This is a genomic window from Streptomyces sp. NPDC001750 (genome assembly GCF_042892615.1).
Taxonomy (GTDB): Bacteria; Actinomycetota; Actinomycetes; order Streptomycetales; family Streptomycetaceae; genus Streptomyces.
This window is the reverse complement of record NZ_JBIAUE010000004.1, coordinates 333,702-351,273: the sequence shown is the minus strand read 5'-3', so window position 1 is coordinate 351,273 and position 17,572 is coordinate 333,702. Positions and strand designations below refer to the sequence as shown.

12 protein-coding genes and 1 pseudogene are annotated in these 17,572 nt (G+C 73.0%); 10 read left to right on the top strand and 3 right to left on the bottom strand.

Going from position 1 to position 17,572, the window contains the following annotated elements:
- Positions 1 to 68: 68 nt before the first annotated feature.
- On the bottom strand, positions 69 to 1,910 hold the full coding sequence (locus tag ACFYY6_RS09770; RefSeq protein ID WP_386607232.1) for an MFS transporter: 1,842 nt from the start codon (positions 1,908 to 1,910) through the stop codon (positions 69 to 71).
- A 353-nt stretch (positions 1,911 to 2,263) separates the two neighbouring features.
- On the opposite strand from ACFYY6_RS09770, the gene ACFYY6_RS09765 reads away from it, so the two are divergent.
- From ACFYY6_RS09765 to ACFYY6_RS09755, 3 genes are all read left to right on the top strand, one after another.
- On the top strand, positions 2,264 to 4,450 hold the full coding sequence (locus ACFYY6_RS09765; RefSeq protein ID WP_389192451.1) for an acyl-CoA dehydrogenase: 2,187 nt from the start codon (positions 2,264 to 2,266) through the stop codon (positions 4,448 to 4,450).
- Between the two features lie 95 nt (positions 4,451 to 4,545).
- Positions 4,546 to 5,769, top strand: a complete 1,224-nt coding sequence (locus ACFYY6_RS09760; RefSeq protein WP_389192448.1) for a lipid-transfer protein — start codon at positions 4,546 to 4,548, stop codon at positions 5,767 to 5,769.
- 122 nt (positions 5,770 to 5,891) lie between these two features.
- On the top strand, positions 5,892 to 7,322 hold the full coding sequence (locus tag ACFYY6_RS09755) for an MFS transporter (protein WP_389192445.1): 1,431 nt from the start codon (positions 5,892 to 5,894) through the stop codon (positions 7,320 to 7,322).
- Between the two features lie 15 nt (positions 7,323 to 7,337).
- Here the strand turns inward: ACFYY6_RS09755 and ACFYY6_RS09750 are convergent.
- Positions 7,338 to 7,466, bottom strand: a pseudogene (locus ACFYY6_RS09750) (response regulator transcription factor); the annotation flags it as partial.
- A 495-nt stretch (positions 7,467 to 7,961) separates the two neighbouring features.
- Here ACFYY6_RS09750 and ACFYY6_RS09745 point away from each other — a divergent pair.
- The 3 genes from ACFYY6_RS09745 to ACFYY6_RS09735 all read left to right on the top strand — a co-directional run bounded on the left by ACFYY6_RS09745 (position 7,962) and on the right by ACFYY6_RS09735 (position 11,279).
- Positions 7,962 to 8,852 (top strand): MaoC/PaaZ C-terminal domain-containing protein, encoded by an 891-nt coding sequence (locus ACFYY6_RS09745; protein ID WP_351520221.1) that lies wholly within the window; start codon positions 7,962 to 7,964, stop codon positions 8,850 to 8,852.
- A 252-nt stretch (positions 8,853 to 9,104) separates the two neighbouring features.
- A complete protein-coding gene (locus tag ACFYY6_RS09740) occupies positions 9,105 to 10,181 on the top strand; it encodes a Zn-dependent alcohol dehydrogenase (protein ID WP_351520219.1) in 1,077 nt (358 codons plus the stop codon).
- Positions 10,182 to 10,325: 144 nt separating this feature from the next.
- Positions 10,326 to 11,279 carry a 3-oxoacyl-ACP reductase gene (locus tag ACFYY6_RS09735; protein ID WP_389192442.1) on the top strand — a complete coding sequence of 318 codons (954 nt, stop codon included), beginning with the start codon at positions 10,326 to 10,328 and terminating at the stop codon, positions 11,277 to 11,279.
- Between the two features lie 540 nt (positions 11,280 to 11,819).
- Here ACFYY6_RS09735 and ACFYY6_RS09730 read toward each other — a convergent pair.
- Positions 11,820 to 13,115, bottom strand: a complete 1,296-nt coding sequence (locus ACFYY6_RS09730) for a hypothetical protein (RefSeq protein ID WP_389192439.1) — start codon at positions 13,113 to 13,115, stop codon at positions 11,820 to 11,822.
- Positions 13,116 to 13,324: 209 nt separating this feature from the next.
- On the opposite strand from ACFYY6_RS09730, the gene ACFYY6_RS09725 reads away from it, so the two are divergent.
- The 4 genes from ACFYY6_RS09725 to ACFYY6_RS09710 all read left to right on the top strand — a co-directional run bounded on the left by ACFYY6_RS09725 (position 13,325) and on the right by ACFYY6_RS09710 (position 17,525).
- Entirely contained in the window at positions 13,325 to 14,368 is a 1,044-nt protein-coding gene (locus ACFYY6_RS09725; RefSeq protein ID WP_351520214.1) for an iron-siderophore ABC transporter substrate-binding protein, read from the top strand.
- A 225-nt stretch (positions 14,369 to 14,593) separates the two neighbouring features.
- Positions 14,594 to 15,436 (top strand): Nif3-like dinuclear metal center hexameric protein, encoded by an 843-nt coding sequence (locus ACFYY6_RS09720; protein WP_351523733.1) that lies wholly within the window; start codon positions 14,594 to 14,596, stop codon positions 15,434 to 15,436.
- Positions 15,433 to 16,176, top strand: coding sequence for a C4-type zinc ribbon domain-containing protein (locus tag ACFYY6_RS09715; RefSeq protein WP_351523737.1), 744 nt, complete (start codon positions 15,433 to 15,435; stop codon positions 16,174 to 16,176). The genes ACFYY6_RS09720 and ACFYY6_RS09715 overlap by 4 nt, the downstream gene beginning before the upstream one ends.
- Positions 16,176 to 17,525 carry a bifunctional RNase H/acid phosphatase gene (locus ACFYY6_RS09710; RefSeq protein WP_389192435.1) on the top strand — a complete coding sequence of 450 codons (1,350 nt, stop codon included), beginning with the start codon at positions 16,176 to 16,178 and terminating at the stop codon, positions 17,523 to 17,525. The genes ACFYY6_RS09715 and ACFYY6_RS09710 overlap by 1 nt, the downstream gene beginning before the upstream one ends.
- The last annotated feature ends 47 nt before the right edge of the window (positions 17,526 to 17,572 follow it).

The window sequence follows — 17,572 nt, the reverse complement described above, 5'->3', positions numbered from 1 at the left end:
CGCCGCTTCGAGCGTCCGGGCCGGGGCGCGCGGGGAACGGGTCGGCCCGGTCGTCCGGTGGGGGCCGGTCAGGCGCCGGGGCCCGCGAGCTCCGCGCGGCTCCCGTGCGGGGTCCTGGCCTCCAGCACCAGATCGGCGTCGACCGGAAGCCCGTTGCCGGGGCGGGTGACGGAGCGGGCGCGCGGCCCGTACCCGGTGGCCGAGCCGGCCAGGACGTAGGTGCCGCCGGACGGGGCGGGCAGCGCGTAGCGGCCGTCCTCGTCCGTCACGGTGAGACCGGCCTGATGCCCGTGGTGGTCGATCAGAGTGACATTGGCGCGGGCCACAGGGGTCCCGTCCTCATCCAGCACCCGGCCCCGGAATCCGGCCGAGCCCGCGACGGTCCGGGACCCGGTGGGCGCCGCGACCGGGGCCGACGCCGCGTCGTCCGCGCTGCCGGGACCTGCCGTGGCCGGCGGCACCGCTCGCATCGCGTCACGCTGCGACGGCAGGAACGCGGCCAGCACCAGCCCGGCCGCCACCGCCCCCGCCGCGATCAGGAACGAGGTCCGGAACCCTTCCATCGACGGCACCGCCACCCCGCCCGTCCGCACCGAGGTGTTCGCGAGCACCATCCCGATCACGGCGCTCGACGCCGACGTACCGATCGACCGCATCAGGCTGTTCAGGCCGTTGGCCGCGCCCGTCTCGGACGGGTCGACGGCCCCGTTGATCAGTGCGGGCAGCGAGGAGTACGCGAGCCCGATGCCGGCCCCGATCACCACCGTGATCACCACCGTCTGCCAGGCGGCGTCCATCAGCCCGAGCCCGGCCCCGTAACCGACCCCGATGACCAGCATCCCGAGCATCAGCGACGCCTTGGGGCCGCGGCGGGCGGACAGCCGGGCGTACAGCGGGGTCACGAACATCATCGTCAGGCCGAGCGGTGCCACGCACAGCCCGGCGACCACGAGCGACTGCCCGAGGCCGTAGCCCGTGGCCGTCGGCAGCTGGAGCAGCTGCGGCAGGACCAGCGACACCGCGTAGAAGGCGACCCCGACCATGATCGAGGCGAGGTTGGTCAGCAGCACCTCGCGCCGCGCGGTGGTCCGCAGATCGACGAGCGGTGCCGCGATGCGCAGTTCGAAGACGCCCCACAGCCCGAGAACCAGCAGCGCGGCGCCGATCAGACCGAGCGTGGTGCCCGAGGTCCAGCCCCAGTCGCTGCCCTTGGTGACCGGCAGCAGCAGACAGACCAGGCCGAGCGAGAGCCCGAGCGCGCCGACCAGGTCGAACCGCCCGGGGGCGCGCAGCGTCGACTCCGGTACGGCGAGGACGGTGAGCACCATCGCCAGCACGCCGAGGCCGGCCGCGGCGAAGAACAGGGTGTGCCAGTCGAAGTGCTGGGCGATCAGCGCGGCGGCGGGCAGCGCGAGTCCACCGCCCACTCCGATCGAGGAACTCATCAGTGCCAGCGCCGACCCGAGCCGCTCGCGGGGCAGTTCGTCGCGCATGATGCCGATGCCCAGCGGTATGACCCCCATCGCGAAGCCCTGAAGCGCGCGCCCCACGATCATCACCACGAGAGCGTCGGTGAAGCCGCATATCAGGGAGCCGGTCACCATCACGGCGAGGCTGGCGAGCAGCATCCTGCGCTTGCCGTACAGGTCGCCGAGCCGCCCCATGATCGGGGTGGCCACGGCCCCCGCGAGCAGGGTCGCGGTCATCACCCAGGTGGCGTTGGACGGGGTGGTGCGAAGGAAGGCGGGCAGGTCCTTGATGACGGGGACGAGCAGGGTCTGCATCACGGCGACGGTGATGCCCGCGAAGGCGAGCACGGGGACGACCCCGCCGTTCGCGCCGCGCGTCCGCGGATCGGGGAGTTCCTCGGTGTCGGTACGGGGGTGCTGTCCGTGGGACGTCTTCGGCATGCGTGCGGCCTCCGGGCGGCATGGTCGGGGGCGGTGATCGAGGGCAGGCGTCCGGGCGCGGCGGCGGAAGGCGCCGGCCGCCACGTACGTGCACGGTGCAACTTGCCATGGATGCCCGGTATTCCGGTGAACGCGGCGCGAACGGGGCACGGCAGCGCACTCGGCCCGAAGCGAGCGCCGGTGGGGCGTGGTCCGGCCGTCGGATCGCCGTCGCGCGGCGCGGGTGACGAGGAGCCATCCGCCCTTCGCCACTCCGCGGCCGTCCGGACCAACCGCATTCTGACCTTCCGTCAGAATGGAACGTGTTCTACTCTGGCCGCCCGTTCCAGTGGCTGCGACCGGCGAGGATCCGCATGGGCATCGGAATCACCGAAGAACAGAGGGAGTTGGCGCAAGCCGTACGGGGGTGGCTGGCCCGCGCCGTACCACCGGAGAAGGTGCGCGAGCTTCTCGGCGCGGAGGCTCCGGCCGTCCCCGGAGCGCGCCCCGGGTACTGGGGCGCGCTCGCGGAACAGGGGCTGCTCTCCGTCCACCTGCCCGAGAAGTGCGGCGGCGGGGGCGGCCAGCTCCTCGATCTGGCCGTCGTCCTGGAGGAGACGGGGCGGGGCGTGCTTCCCGGCCCGCACCTGGCGACCACACTCGCCGCCGCCGTACTGCGCGCGGCGGACGCCGGTGATCCGGTGCTGCGCGACCTCGCGTCCGGTCGGCGCATCGGCGCCGTCGCCCTCGGGGCCGGCACCCTGACCGCCGTGGAGCACGGGGACGGCCACCTGCTCGACGGCGCGGCCCCGCCCGTCCTGTCCGGCGCCGACGCCGACCTCCTCCTGCTCCCCGCCGAATCGGCCGGCGGCACCCTCTGGTTCGCCGTCGACGCCACATCCGACGGGCTGACCGTCCGCACGCACCGCGGCGTCGACCCCACCCGCCCCACGGCCGAGGTCCACGCGGACGGTGTACTCGTCCCGGCGGAGCGCCTGGTACGGACCGACACCGCGCAGGTCCGCGACCTCGCCGCCGTCCTCCTGAGCGCCGAGGCATGCGGCATCGCGTCCCGGGCGCTGGACACCGCCACCGAATACGCCAAGGTCCGCGAACAGTTCGGCCACCCCATCGGGCGGTTCCAGGCCATCAAGCACCTCTGCGCCGACATGCTCGTCCGGGTCGAGCGGGCCCGCGCCCTGGTGTGGGACGCGGCCCGCGCCGCCGAGGAACCGGGCACGGACCCGGACGTGCGCTCCCTGGCCGCCGCCCTCGCGGCCTCCGAAGCCCTCGACGCCGCCCACGGCTGCGCCAAGGACTGCATCCAGATCCTCGGCGGCATCGGCTTCACCTGGGAACACGACGCCCACCTGTATCTGCGCCGGGCCGTGGTCGCCCGGCAACTGCTGGGCCCCGGGGACGCCCACCGGCTGCGGGCACTGCGGCTCGCCGAGGGCGGGGCGCGCCGCGAACTCGTGCTCGAACTCCCCGCCGAGGCCGCCGGCCACCGCGCCGAGGCCCGTGAGGCCGTCGCCGCCGTCCGCGGCCTCGCCCCGAAGGCCGCCCGCCGCGCCCTCGCCCCCACCGGCTACGCCGCCCCGCACCTCCCCGCCCCGTACGGACTGGGCGCGAGCCCCGTGCAACAGCTCGCCGTACAGAAGGAGTTGAAGGAGCAGGGGGTACGGCTCAGCGATCTCGGCATTGCCACCTGGGTCATTCCCTCACTCATCGCCCATGGCACGCCCGAGCAGCAGGAGCGCTATCTGCTGCCCACCCTGCGCGGCGAACTCCAGTGGTGCCAGCTGTTCTCCGAGCCCGGCGCGGGTTCCGACCTCGCCTCGCTCCGCACGAGGGCGGAACGGACCGACGAGGGCTGGCGGATCAACGGACAGAAGGTGTGGACGAGCGCCGCCCGCTCGGCCGACCACGGGATCCTGCTGGCACGGACCGACCCGGACGCCCCCAAGCACCGGGGGATCGGCTACTTCCTCGTCGACATGAAGAACACCGAGGGCATCGACATCCGCCCGCTGAAGGAGATCACCGGCGACTCCCTCTTCAACGAGGTGTACTTCGACGACGTCCTGCTGCCCGCCGACGCCGTCGTCGGCGCGCCGGACGACGGCTGGCGGGTCGCCCGCAACACCCTCGGCAACGAACGCGTCCACATGGCCGATCAGTTGACCTTCGACACCGGGCTGGAAGCGCTGATCGCCCGCTCCGGCGAACTCGACGGCAGCTACCGCGCCCGGATCGGCGCCCTCGCCGCCGAGGCCCACGCGCTCGCCTGCGTCTCCCTGCGCACCACCCTGCGCCAGGTGTCCGGCCTCGAACCCGGCGCGGGCGCCTCCGTACGCAAGCTCGTCCAGACCACCCACCAGCAGAAGGTCGCCGAGCTGGCCCTCGAACTCCTCGGCCCGGCCGGGGCGACCGCCGAGGGAGCGGCCGAGCGGGCCGTGCACGGCTTCCTGATGTCCCGCTGCCTGACCATCGCGGGCGGCACCACCCAGGTCCAGCTCAACGTCGTCGCCGAACGCATCCTCGGCCTCCCGCGCGACTGAAGGAACCGAACGCGACCGCAGGAACCGAACGCGACGAAGAAACCGAACGCGACGAAGAAACCGAAGGCGACCGAAGGAACGGAAGGGGTTCGTCCATGAAGCCGCACGCAACACACAGGGCGTCCAAGGCGTACGTCGTCGGGGTCGGGATGACGAGGTTCGAGAAGCCCGAGACCCGCGACTGGCAGTACTGGGACATGGCGAAGGAAGCCGGGACGGCGGCCCTCGCCGACGCCGGGATCGACTACGCGCAGGTGCAACAGGTGCCCGTCGGCTACTGCTTCCAGCCGTCCACCGCCGGGCAGCGGGCCGTGTACGAGCTGGGGCTGACCGGAGTGCCCGTCTACAACGTCAACAACAACTGCGCCACCGGCTCCACCGCGCTCATGATGGCCCGGCAGTTCGTCGAGGGCGGCGCCGCCGACTGCGTTCTCGCGCTGGGCTTCGAGAAGATGTCCCGGGGCGCGCTCGGCGGGGGCGGGGCGGACGGTGGCGCCGCGGACTTCAGGACGTCGCCGGTCGCCCGCCACTACGGGGTGATGGCCGCCGCACACGGCTTCGAGATGAGCCCGCCCACCGCCCAGATCTTCGGCAACGCGGCCCGCGAGCACATGAACCGGTACGGGACGACCGAGGCACAGCTCGCCGCGGTCGGCGCCAAGAACCACCGGCACTCGGTGAACAACCCATACGCCCAGTTCCAGGACCCGTACACGGTCGAGGAGGTCCTCGCCGCGAAGACCATCCACCGCCCGCTCACCAAGCTCCAGTGCTCACCCACCTCCGACGGGTCGGCCGCCGCCGTCGTCGTCTCGGAACGCTTCGTCGAGAGCCACGGTCTCGGCGACCGGGCGGTCGAGATCGTCGCCCAGGCCATGACCACCGACACCGAGGAGTCCTTCGCCTCCGGCACGTGCGTCGACGCGGTGGGACAGCCGATGTCCCGGGCCGCCGCACAGCAGGTGTACGAGGCGTCCGGGCTGTCGGCCGCCGACCTCGACGTGATCGAGCTGCACGACTGCTTCTCCATCAACGAACTCCTCACCTACGAGGCGCTGGGGCTGTGCGGCGAGGGCGAGTCCGGGAAGCTCGTCGAGTCCGGGGCCACCACGTACGGCGGCCGTTGGGTGGTCAACCCGTCCGGCGGGCTGATCTCCAAGGGGCACCCGCTGGGTGCCACCGGACTCGCCCAGGCCGCCGAACTCACCTGGCAGCTCAGGGGCGAGGCGGGGGAGCGACAGGTGGAGGGCGCCCGCACCGGCCTCGCCCACAACATCGGGCTCGGCGGGGCGGCGGTGGTGACGCTGTTGCGGAGGTAGCGGAGGTAGCGGAGGTAGCGGAGGTAGCGGCGGCAGCGGAGGCAGAAGGCCGGTGCGTGCGTGACCGGTCCGGACCCAGCCGGTCCGTACGACGATGTACGAGGTGCGGGACTGCTGCGAGGATGGCGGCCATGGTTGACGTCACAACATCCACGCCCCCGCGAACCGGACCGGACACCCGTACCTGGGCGGCGGCGCTCGCCGCCTGCGTCGGTCAGTTCCTCGTCGTGCTGGACGTGTCCGTCGTCAACGTCGCCCTGCCGTCCATGCGCACCGACCTCGGAATGAGCCCCGCGGGACTGCAGTGGGTGCTCAACGCCTACTCCATCGCGTTCGCCGGGTTCATGCTGCTCGGCGGGCGCGCCGCCGACATCTACGGCCGCAAGCGGATGTTCCTCACCGGCCTCGGCCTGTTCACCGCCGCCTCCCTGGCCGGTGGCCTCGCCCAGGAGGGCTGGCAGCTGCTGGCCGCGCGCGCCGCGCAGGGGCTCGGCGCCGCCGTGCTCGCTCCCGCCACCCTGACCCTGCTCACCGCCGTGTTCCCCGAGGGCCCGGCCAGGACGAAGGCCATTGGCACCTGGATGGCCGTCGGCGCGGGCGGCGGCGCGGCCGGTGGGCTGATCGGCGGGGTGCTGACCGACCTGCTCTCCTGGCGCTGGGTCCTGCTGGTCAATGTGCCGATCGGGGCGCTCGTCCTGGTCGGCTCCGCGCTCCTGCTCGCCGAGGGCCGCGCGGGCGAACGGCGGCGGATCGACTACCTGGGCGCGGTCCTGGTCACGGTGGGCCTCGCGGCCGTCGCCTACGGCATCGTGCAGACCGAGGAAGCGGGCTGGACGGCGGCGCGGACCCTGGTGCCGCTCCTCGGCGGGGTGGCCGTGCTCGTCGTGTTCGTCGTGGTGGAGGCTCGGTCGGCCGAGCCGCTGATGCCGCTCGGGGTCTTGCGGGCGAGGTCGGTGACCTCGGCGAACGCGGCGATGCTCCTGGTCGGCTCCGCCACGTTCTCGATGTGGTACTTCATGACGGTGTACGCCCAGACCGTGCTCGGCTACACCCCGATGAAGGCCGGATTCGCCCTGCTGCCCACGTCGCTGGCCGTGGTCCTCGGCTCGAAGTGCGCGCCCCGGATCATGGCCAGGACCGGTGCGAAGGGCCTGGCGCTCATCGGTACGGCCGTGGCCGCCGCGGGCTTCGGCTGGCAGTCCACGATGAGCGCCGACGGCACATACCTCACCTCGGTCTGCCTGCCCGGCATCCTGATGATGGCCGGGGCCGGTCTGGCGTCCACCCCGCTCGCCTCGCTCGCCATCTCGGGCGCCGCCCCCGGCGAGGCCGGTCTCGTCTCGGGCCTGGTCAACACCTCCCGCACGATGGGCGGCGCGCTCGGTCTCGCCGTGCTCTCCACCGTCGCCGCCGCCCGCACCGCGGGCGGCACCGGGCCCGAGGAACTCACCGCCGGTTACGCGCTCGCGTTCCGCACGGCCGCCGCCGTCCTGCTGGGCGGGCTGCTGCTGATGGCCCTCTGGCTGCCGCGCCACCGGCCCGCCAAGCGGTGACCCGGTCGTTCCCCGTCAGAGCCACCCCTGCCGCCGGGCCTCCCGGACCGCCTCCATCCGATTGCGCGTTCCGGTCTTGCCGATGGCCGAGGACAGATGGTTCCGTACCGTCGACTCGGACAGGTGCACCGTTGCCGCGATGTCCGGCTCCAGCCCGAGCAGCAGGGCGAGCGCGCCGCGCATCATGCCCCGGTCCTCGGCGAGCAGGACTCGTACACACTTCGCGGGCCGCCCACCGGGCATGTCGGTCATACGGCATGCGTCCCAGACCGAGGGGCGCACCGGGGCGTACGGCGGCGAACGATCGTGCCCGCGTCGGGCGCGTGTCCCTCGGTGGCCGCCCAGCCCAGGTCGGCCAACCGATGGGCGGGCTACGGAGGGGCCCGGGGGCCGGCAGGGGCGTGCGTACGGACTTCGCCATGACATACGCATCATGGGTCCGGGCGGCGGCCGACGACATGAAACTGACGCGTCGTCAGCAATAGCCTTCACAACGACTGGGGGCTGCGTTATACATGGGAGTCATCGGCTGGAACACGTTCTAGAACGAGTGTGACGGCCGGTCCCGCACGGCCTCGGTGCGGTCGACGGTGCGGACGGCCGCGCCGAGGTCTCCCACCGTCAAGGAGCAGCTTTCCCATGCCGATTGATGCCGAAAAGGCTGTTGCCGCCGAACCCCGTTCCACCCGGATCAGCTGGGACCACAAGGACATCCAGCTCTACCACCTGGGCATCGGCGCGGGCACCGGTCCCGCCGGGGCCGACGCCGCCACCGACCCCGGCGAACTGCGCTACACCCTGGAGTCACGGCTCCAGGTGCTGCCCTCCTTCGCCACGGTGGCGGGTGCGGGCATGGGCGTCGTCGGCGGGCTCTCCTCGCCCGGCATCGACATCGACCTCGCCGCCGTCCTGCACGGCGGGCAGAGCGTCCGGGTGCACCGGCCGATCCCCGTGAAGGGCGGCGCCGTGCAGACCTCGAAGGTCGCCGCGGTGTACGACAAGGGCAAGGCGGCCGTCCTGGTACTGCGTACCGAGGCCGCCGACGACGAGGGTCCGCTGTGGACGAACGACGCGCAGATCTTCGTCCGGGGCGAGGGCGGTTTCGGCGGTGAGCGCGGCCCGTCCGGACGGTCGGACCCGCCCACCGGCGACCCCGACCACGTCGTGGAGCGGCCGATCCGCCCGGACCAGGCCCTGCTCTACCGTCTCTCCGGCGACTGGAACCCGCTGCACGCCGACCCCGAGTTCGCCCGGCGGGCCGGCTTCGACCGGCCGATCCTGCACGGACTGTGCACCTACGGCATGACGCTCAAGGCCGTCACCGACACGGTGCTCGGCGGCGACGTGACCCGTATCCGCTCCTACCGCACCCGGTTCGCCGGGATCGTCTTCCCCGGCGAGACCCTCCGCATCCGGATGTGGACCGGTGAGGACCACGTCCGGGCCGAGGTGAGCGCCGTCGAACGGGACGATGCCCCGGTGCTCGGCGACACCGTCGTCGAATGCGTCGAGCGCTCCGGGGGCTCCTGAGACTTCCGCGGACCTTCCCGGGAGCCCGCTTCCGCTCCTGTCGTTCCCGTCACCCGACACCCGTGCCACTCCTGCCGTTCCCGTCGCCTTCGGCGCCTCCGGCACCACCGGCGCTTCCGGGCACTCCCAGTACCTCTGGCACCTCCGCCGTGCCTGTTCGTCACTCCTGATCCGATTCCGAGAGGTCCGCCGGCCCGCGGCACGGGTCGGCGGGACGTGTACCCGACCCGGGCCCATGAGGGGAGCCGCACCATGCGCGCAGCCGTACTGCACGAGATAGGCCAGGACAAACTGGAGGTCCTCGACGACGTCGAGGCGGTGGGCTTCGGCCCGGGGAAGGTCCGGATCCGGGTCCGCGCCACCGGGCTGTGCCACTCCGACCTCTCCGCGATGAACGGCGTGCTGCCCCAGCCGGCCCCCTTCATCCCCGGCCACGAGGGCGCGGGCGAGGTCGTCGACGTCGGCGACGGCGTCACCGGACTGAAGGCGGGGGACCGGGTGCTGGTCTGCTGGCTGCCCGCGTGCGGGGCGTGCCCGTCCTGCAGGCGTGGTCAGACCCATCTCTGCCTGGCAGGCTTCATGAACGCGGGCACCCCCAACTTCAAGCGCCCCGGCGGGGACGTGTTCGGATTCGCGGGCACCGGCACCTTCACCGAGGAGGTCGTCGTCGGCGCCGGCTGCGCGGTCCCCATCCCCGACGACGTCCCGTTCGAGATCGCCGCGCTGATCGGCTGCGGGGTGACCACGGGGCTGGGCGCGGCGATCAACACCGCACAGGTGGAGGCCGGTTCGTCGGTCGCCGTGATCGGCTGCGGCGGCGTCGGGATCTCGGCGGTCCAAGGGGCCAGGGTGCAGGGCGCCGCCCAGATCGTCGCGGTGGACCCGGTCGCGTCCCGGCGCGAGGCGGCGCTGCGGTTCGGCGCGACCGAGGCCGTGTCCCCCGACGAGTTCGCCGACGCCAGGCAGCGGATCACCGCGGGCGAGGGCTTCGACTACGTCTTCGAGGTCGTCGGCAAGTCGGCCACCGCGCGCACCGCGTACGAGAACACCCGGCGCGGTGGCACCCTCTGCATCGTCGGCGCGGGCGCGCTGGACGACCACTTCCAGGTCAACATGTTCGAGCTGTTCTTCGACGAGAAGCGGATCCTGCCCTCCATGTACGGCGGGGGCGACGTGCTCCGCTCCTACGGACGCGCCGTCGAACTGTGGCGGGCAGGCCGGATCGACCTCGAATCGATGATCACCCACCGGGTGCGGCTGGACGGCATCAACGACGCCCTCGACCAGATGCGGACCGGGACGTCGCTGCGCACCTGCGTCGAGCTCTGAACCCCTCGCCGCCGCTGCCGCGGTCCGCCCCGGAACCGGGACGGCCCGAGGTCCGGGACCGGGCCCATGCCTGGGCCCCGGCCCCGTCCGGCCGTGGCTCCGTTCCCGTACCCCCGCTCCCTTCTGAGAGGTTCCGAGAACCCGATGTCACATCCCCTGTCACTTCCTCTGGACGGCCTGAGCGCGATCGTCACGGGCGCGGGCCGCGGCCTCGGACGCGCCGAGGCGCTGGAACTCGCCCGGCTCGGCGCGTCCGTCGTCGTCAACGACTACGGGCAGGCCGGACGCGACGGCTCCGGCGAGGCGTCGGCGGCCCCGGCGCAGGAGGTCGTCGAGGAGATCCGCGCGGCGGGCGGCCGGGCGGTCGCGCACCTCGGCGACGTCTCCGACCACGAGCAGGCCCGCTCCCTGGTGGAACTGGCCGTCGACACCTACGGAAAGCTCGACATCCTGGTCAACAACGCGGGCATCCTGCGCGACCGGATGATCTTCTCGATGACCGAGGACGAATGGGACTCCGTCATCAGGGTCCACCTCAAGGGCCACTTCAACACCACGCACTTCGCGGCGGTGCACTGGCGTGCCCGTTCCAAGGAGTCCGGCGGCCCGGTGTACGGACGGATCGTCAACACGTCCTCGGAGGCGTTCCTGGCCGGTTCGGCGGGGCAGCCGAACTACGCGGCGGCCAAGGGCGGCATCGTCGGCCTGACCACCTCCACGGCCCTCGCCCTGGCCAAGTACGGCGTCACCACCAACGCCATCTGTCCGCGCGCCCGCACCCGGATGACCGAGGACGTCTTCGCCGGCTTCCAGGAACCGGAGGACGGCAGGCTCGATCCGCTCGCCCCCGAGCACGTCTCGCCGCTGGTCGGCTACCTGGCCTCCCCGGCCGCGGCCGGGGTCAACGGACAACTGCTCGTCGTGCACGGCGGAATGGTCGCGATCGCCGAACGCCCCAAGGTGGCCGCGAAGTTCGACTCGTCGAAGGAGGCGTTCACCTTCGACGAGCTGGACGAACTGCTCTCGCCGTACTACGCCGACCGCCCGCCGAACGAGACCTTCGCGGCGGCGGAGGTGCTCGGCCTGAAACGGGGCTGAGCGGGGCGCGCACGCACCGGCACGGGAACGGCCGGCCGTGCGCCGGTACGGGGCCGCGTACCGGCGCACCGGGAACGACCGCCCCCGCGTACCGGAAGCCCGAAGCAGATGGCCCCAGGAAGTCGGAGGCGGGTGGGCCCCGCAAGTCGGAGACGGGTGGGCCCCGGAAGTCGAGAACGGCTTCCGGGGCCCACCCGTCCCTCGTCGCTGTCGATGTTGCGCGCGGTCAGGCCGCCCGGCTGTCCCCCTCGGAGGGGCGGCGGTGGCGGCCGTGCGGCTGTACTGCCGTGTCGTCCGTCGACACACCCCCTCGGTGCTTTCCGGAGCCGCCGGCTTCGGCCCGTTCCGCGTCCGCCCCCTGCGGGCGCGTCTGGGTCGTGTCGGTTCGGGCTTCAGACATGTGGGAAGTCACCCCGTTGTGATCGCTTACGTGCTTATGTGCTTGCGTGTGAGTGTCACCAGGGCCGAACACGCCACCGCGGCACGACAAGGTCGCCTCCGGCGACCGCCGACCCGGCTGCGTGGCCCAGGCCCGAAATCTTAACCAGGTACCACGCGTCCCACGAGTGGTGCCTGTCCCAGTGGAACCGGCCTGCACACAGGAAGAGGCACGGCGGCGGCGGACGGTTGCGTACCGCTTTCCGTACCCGCCACGGCACCCGTCCCCGCCCAGGGGCCGATGCCCGCCCGCGCGTCCGCCGCCGCATCCGCGGGAAGCTCCACCGACGCGTCCAGCTGCGCCACCCCGCACGCCACGTTCGCGTGGGTGTACGGCAGCCTCAGCACGCCGTCCCGGGTCCACACCCCGTGCCCGGCGTGCCAGCCCTCGGGAGCGGCCACCTGGAACAGTCGACGGTCCGCCGGGCGCCACAGCCCGAGCCAGCTGCCCGCCGCCCCGTCCACGCGCAGCGCCACCGCGCAGTCCTCCGGCGTCAGCATCTGCCCCGGCTGCACGGCGAACGGCGTCACCGCCACGTCCGCCGGACACAGGCACTCCGGTAAGCGCACCGGCAGACGACTCCCCAACACCCCCCAGCCGAGCCGGTCATGGCCCGGCGCGTTCGAGCGGATCAGCAGCAGCCCGCTGTCCGGGTCGGCGAGCAGCAGCCGGTCGTCGCTGTCCGGTCCGATCTGGAGCAGCGGCGTCACCGCGCCGCCCCGCCCCAGGTCCACGGCCACCGCCTTGACCGGCCCGCCGCCCGGCAACTCCCGGTCCAGGGCGAGCATCCGCCCGGCCCGGTCCAGCCAGACCCCTCCGGTGCAGCGTCCCGGCACCTGTGCGACCGGATCGGGGCCGAGGACGCCACCCGTGACCAGCCAGACGGTGGTGGACCGCTCGCCGGGCGACAGGGCGTACGCGCTGGTGCCGTCCGGGCACGGCGGCAGCAGCGTCAGCTCCTCGCATCCGACGGTGCCGAGCGACAGTTCACCGGTGCCGGGTCCGGTCGGGTAGAGCAGCGAGAACGCGTGCCGGTCCGCGACCCGGCGCCGGATCAGCACCCGCCCGTCGGCCAACGGCAGTACGTCCGAGTCGGGTTCCTCCGGCTGGTCGAGGGGGAGCGGCACCGCGTACGGCTCGTGCCCGTCGAGCGTCCAGCGCTCCACGAACCACGCCCGCGCGGCGGCCCCCAGGGGCTCCCCGGTCCCGTGGCACGGATCTGCGGGGACCTCGCGCGCGGCGAGCCGGGCCGCGTACGAGCCGTCCGCCGCGATCGTGAACGCGGGCCGCGCCGCCGGTGTGTGCGGCGGGTCGTCGTCCTGCGGTACCGCGTCCCCGGGGTCTCCGGCCGTCCCAGTGGCCCCAGCGGGCCCGCCCTCGATGGCACAGACAGTCACGGTCTGATCACCTCCAGCGACAGACGGTAGTTATCGCACTGCCAGCCGAACAATGCGAGCCTCGGCACTTCACGCATAAGGGTGGTGATGTCCGTAATTCCCTGACGGATGGGGGGTGGCTGTGGTTGCCCCTGAGGGGCTGTCTAAGGTTAGGCATTCCTAAGCGATACCTGCTTGACCTACGGCTTGATCGACAACTGGAGCAAGACATGTCCCTTCGTCGCCGCGGCACCGCCGCAGTCGGCCTTGCGGTGGCCGCCGCCCTCTCCCTCTCTGCCTGCGGGAGCGGCGACGGGGGCTCCGAGGACTCCGCCAAGTCGGACAACGGCGGCGACAAGAAGGCGGCCGTCGCGGTGGGCGGCAAGGACTTCGCAGACGCCGCGAAGAAGACGGCCGGGTACGGGACGAACGCCGAGGCGGGCGAGTTCCCCCGGACGGTCACCCACGCCATGGGCAAGACCGAGATCAAGGCGGCCCCCGAGCGCGTCGTCGTGCTGGACGTCGGCGAGTTGGACAACGTCGTCTCGCTGGGCGTGAAGCCGGTCGGCTACGCCCCCTCCGAGGGCGACGCGGCCATCCCCTCGTACCTGAAGAAGGACGCGGGCGACCCGAAGAACGTCGGCACCATCAACAACCTCAACCTCGAGGCGATCGCCAACCTCAAGCCCGACCTGATCCTCGGCAGTCAGCTGCGCGCCGCCGACAAGTACGACGCGCTCTCCAAGATCGCGCCGACCGTGTTCTCCATCCGCCCGGGCTTCACCTGGAAGGAGAACTACCTCCTCAACGCCGCGGCGCTGGACAGGACCGCCAAGGCGAAGACCGAACTCGACGCCTACGAGGCGAAGGCGAAGAAGCTCGGCGACGACATCGGCGCGGACAAGCCGACCATCTCCATGGTCCGCTACATGCCGGACCGGATCCGCCTCTACGCCAAGGCGTCCTTCATCGGCACCATCCTCGAGGACGTCGGCCTGCCCCGGCCCAAGAACCAGCAGATCGACGACCTCGCCGCGGAGATCAGCACGGAGAAGATCGACGAGGCCGACGCCGACTGGATCTTCACCGGCGTCTACGGGGACGTGAAGGCCACCAAGCGCGACACCACCCAGTCCAACCCGCTGTGGAAGAACCTCAAGGCGGTCAAGGAGGGCCGGGCCAAGGACGTTCCCGACGAGACCTGGTACCTCGGCCTCGGCGTCACGGCCGCCGACCTGGTCCTCGACGACCTCCGCGCCGACCTCGTGAAGTAGCCGACGCGGCCCGGGGCGCGGGGCGGCCTCACGGCGTGGTGGCCCCGCCCGCGGGGCGACCGGCCTCGCGGCGCCGCGGGCCCGTTCCGCGGCGCCGTCGGCCGGCTGCGACGGACCGGTGGCCACGGCCGGCCGGAGGCCGGCGGCGGCGACCGGCCGCGGGGCCGGCGGCGACGACCGGCGGCCCTGGTCGACGGCGCGCGGCGGGCAGGTAGCCTTTTCCTTGTGCCCCGTCTGTCTGAAGTCCTCGCCGAGATCGACGCGCTCTGGCCGCCCGAGCGGGCCGAGAGCTGGGACGCGGTCGGCACCGTCTGCGGCGACCCCGAGTCGCACGTGGACCGGGTCCTCTTCGCCGTCGATCCCGTCCAGGAGATCGTCGACGAGGCGCTCCGGCTCGGTGCCCAGCTGATCGTCACCCACCACCCGCTCTATCTGCGGGGTACGACGACGGTCGCCGCCTCCACCTTCAAGGGCCGGGTCGTGCACACCCTGATCAAGCACGACATCGCGCTGCACGTCGCCCACACCAACGCCGACACCGCCGACCCGGGCGTCTCGGACGCCCTCGCCGGTGCCCTCGACCTGCGCGTCGAACGGCCCCTCGTGCCGGATCCCACCGACCCCGCGGGCCGTCGCGGCCTCGGCCGGATCTGTGTGCTCGACCACCCCGAGAGCCTGGCCGACTTCGCGGCCCGCGCCGCCGCCCGGCTGCCCGCCACCGCCCAGGGCATCCGGCTCGCCGGGGACCCGGCGGCCACGGTGCGCACCGTAGCGGTCAGCGGGGGGTCCGGCGACAGCCTCTTCGACGCGGTGCGCGCCGCGGGCGTCGACGCGTTCCTCACCGCCGACCTGCGCCACCACCCGGCGTCCGAGGCCGTCCAGCACTCCCCGCTCGGCCTGGTCGACGCCGCGCACTGGGCCACCGAGTGGCCCTGGTGCGAACAGGCCGCAGCACAGCTCGACGCGATTTCCGACCGCCACGGATGGGACCTGCGGGTCCACGTCTCGAAGCGGGTCACCGACCCCTGGACCACCACCACCCACCACTCTTCTGGAGCCCCCAACTGAACGCCGCGCCCGCCGACCAGATCCGACTCCTCGACGTCCAGGCCCTCGACGTCCGCCTGTCGCAGCTCGCCCACCGGCGCAAGTCGCTGCCCGAGCACGCCGAGATCGAGTCGCTCACCAGCGATCTCGCGCAGCTGCGCGATCTGCTGATCGCCTCGCAGACCGAGGAGAGCGACACCGCCCGCGAGCAGACCAAGGCGGAGCAGGACGTCGACCAGGTGCGCCAGCGGGCCGCCCGCGACCAGCAGCGCCTCGACTCGGGCGCGGTCACCTCGCCCAAGGATCTGGAGAGCCTCCAGCGCGAGATCACCTCGCTGGCCAAGCGCCAGGGCGACCTGGAGGACGTCGTCCTGGAAGTGATGGAGCGCCGCGAGGCCGCCCAGGAGCGCGTCACCGAGCTGTCCGGCCGGGTCTCCGCCGTCCAGGCCAAGGCGGACGACGCCACCGCCCGCCGTGACGCCGCGATCGAGGAACTCGACGAGGAGGCCGCGTCGGTCACCAAGGAGCGCGAGGTCGTCGCCGCCTCCGTCCCCGCCGACCTGCTGAAGCTGTACGACAAGCTCCGCGAGCAGCAGGGCGGGATCGGCGCCGCCCGCCTCTACCAGCGCCGCTGCGAGGGCTGCCGCCTCGAACTGAACATCACGGAGATCAACGAGGTGAAGGCGGCCTCCCCGGACACCGTGCTGCGCTGCGAGAACTGCCGTCGCATCCTGGTCCGCACGGCGGAGTCGGGCCTGTAATGACCCCGCCGCGCCAACTCGTCGTCGAGGCCGACGGAGGATCCCGGGGCAACCCCGGGCCCGCCGGTTACGGGGCCGTCGTCATCGACCCGGCGACGGGGGAGACCCTCGCCGAGGCGGCGGAGTACATCGGCATCGCGACGAACAACGTCGCCGAGTACAAGGGCCTGATCGCGGGCCTGAAGGCGGCGAGGGCGCTGGCACCGGACGCGTCGGCGGACGACGTGCTCCGGGTGCGGGTCCGGATGGACTCCAAGCTGGTCGTGGAACAGATGTCGGGCCGCTGGAAGATCAAGCACCCGGACATGAAGCCGCTCGCGGCCGAGGCGGCGCGCGTCCTGTCGCCCTCCGCCGTCACGTACGAGTGGATCCCCCGCGAGCAGAACAAGCACGCCGACCGGCTCGCCAACGAGGCGATGGACGCGGGCCGACGCGGTGAGCAGTGGGACCCGTCGGCGTCGACGGCCGCCCTCGACACCGCCCGGCCGCCGGTCGCCGACGCCCTGCCCCCGGTCTCCGGCCCGCCCGGTGACGCGACGGCGGGCGCGGCGAGGGCACGCGCGGCCCTCGCCTCCCGGCCGTCGGCGGGTACGGCGACGGCGGCCCCGGTGACGGACACGGCCGCGGTCACCGGCGCGGCTCCCACGGCGGGTACGGTCCCGGAGCGGGCGGCCGTCCCGGCGACGACAGCGCCCCAGGTGGGCTGGGGCGCGGCCCCCGACCTCGGCGCGCCCGCCACCTTCGTCCTGCTCCGGCACGGCGAGACGGCCCTCACCCCCGAGAAACGGTTCTCGGGCAGCGGCGGCACCGACCCCGAACTCTCCGCGGCGGGCCGCCGTCAGGCCGAGGCCATCGCCCGGTCGTTGGCCGCCCGGGGCACCATCCAGGAGATCGTCAGCTCACCGCTGCGGCGCTGCCGCGAGACGGCCGGCGCGGTGGCGGCCCGGCTCGGCCTGGAGGTCCGCATCGACGAGGGGCTGCGCGAGACGGACTTCGGCGCCTGGGAGGGGCTGACGTTCGCCGAGGTGCGTGAGCGCCACGGCTCCGACCTGGACGCCTGGCTCGCGTCCGAGGAGGCCGCTCCCACCGGGGGAGGCGAGAGCTTCGCCGAGGTCACCCGTCGGGTGGCGGCCGCCCGGGACCGTCTCGTCGCCCGCCACGCGGGCCGTACGGTCCTCCTCGTCACCCATGTGACGCCGATCAAGGTCCTGGTCCGGCTCGCCCTCGGTGCCCCGCCGGAAGCCCTGTTCCGCATGGAACTCTCGGCGGCGTCGGTGTCCGCGGTGGCGTACTACGCGGACGGGAACGCCTCGCTCCGGCTGCTGAACGACACCTCGCACCTGAGGTAGGCCGCGCTCGCGGCACATCCGCCCGGGACACCGGTCCCGCGCCGTGC

Excerpts from the sequence above, each read along its gene's own strand:
- ACFYY6_RS09770 (WP_386607232.1), bottom strand. The coding sequence starts at position 1,910 with ATGCCGAAGACGTCCCACGGACAGCACCCCCGTACCGACACCGAGGAA.
- ACFYY6_RS09765 (WP_389192451.1), top strand. The coding sequence starts at position 2,264 with ATGGGCATCGGAATCACCGAAGAACAGAGGGAGTTGGCGCAAGCCGTA.
- ACFYY6_RS09760 (WP_389192448.1), top strand. The coding sequence starts at position 4,546 with ATGAAGCCGCACGCAACACACAGGGCGTCCAAGGCGTACGTCGTCGGG.
- ACFYY6_RS09755 (WP_389192445.1), top strand. The coding sequence starts at position 5,892 with ATGGCGGCCATGGTTGACGTCACAACATCCACGCCCCCGCGAACCGGA.
- ACFYY6_RS09745 (WP_351520221.1), top strand. The coding sequence starts at position 7,962 with ATGCCGATTGATGCCGAAAAGGCTGTTGCCGCCGAACCCCGTTCCACC.
- ACFYY6_RS09740 (WP_351520219.1), top strand. The coding sequence starts at position 9,105 with ATGCGCGCAGCCGTACTGCACGAGATAGGCCAGGACAAACTGGAGGTC.
- ACFYY6_RS09735 (WP_389192442.1), top strand. The coding sequence starts at position 10,326 with ATGTCACATCCCCTGTCACTTCCTCTGGACGGCCTGAGCGCGATCGTC.
- ACFYY6_RS09725 (WP_351520214.1), top strand. The coding sequence starts at position 13,325 with ATGTCCCTTCGTCGCCGCGGCACCGCCGCAGTCGGCCTTGCGGTGGCC.
- ACFYY6_RS09710 (WP_389192435.1), top strand. The coding sequence starts at position 16,176 with ATGACCCCGCCGCGCCAACTCGTCGTCGAGGCCGACGGAGGATCCCGG.